Source organism: Paraburkholderia sp. SIMBA_027 (assembly GCF_046535315.1).
Taxonomy (GTDB): Bacteria; Pseudomonadota; Gammaproteobacteria; order Burkholderiales; family Burkholderiaceae; genus Paraburkholderia; species Paraburkholderia tropica.
The window spans coordinates 1-264 of record NZ_JAWRWY010000792.1; the positions used below are offsets into that span (position 1 = coordinate 1).

1 protein-coding gene is annotated in these 264 nt (G+C 57.6%); it reads right to left on the reverse strand.

All coding sequences use genetic code 11. The features are described 5' to 3' along the window. Nucleotides 1–6: 6 nt before the first annotated feature. Nucleotides 7–264: hypothetical protein (locus SB764_RS41230; RefSeq protein ID WP_410866931.1), on the reverse strand; the 258-nt coding region annotated here is incomplete at its 5' end.

A 264-nucleotide genomic window follows, 5' to 3' on the forward strand; every position in this document is an offset into this window, starting at 1 on the left:
GTTGAGTCACACACCGTTATATTCCACTTTCGCGCGGCACAAGTTACGACCGTCCGTCGAGGGCGCGTCGCTTCGGTTATTGTAGTGACTACGTTTGTATCGTCTGCGCAATCGGGCAAGCGTCGGAGCGCAGACGTCGTAGGTCGCAAGGGTTTGGATCTCGCTAACGTTTTCACACACACTGAAGGTGAGCGTTTGCGGGAGGCCGACGCGTCCTGGGTCCTGCTGCATTTGCGCGCCGGCCTCAACTTCATCGCTGCCATT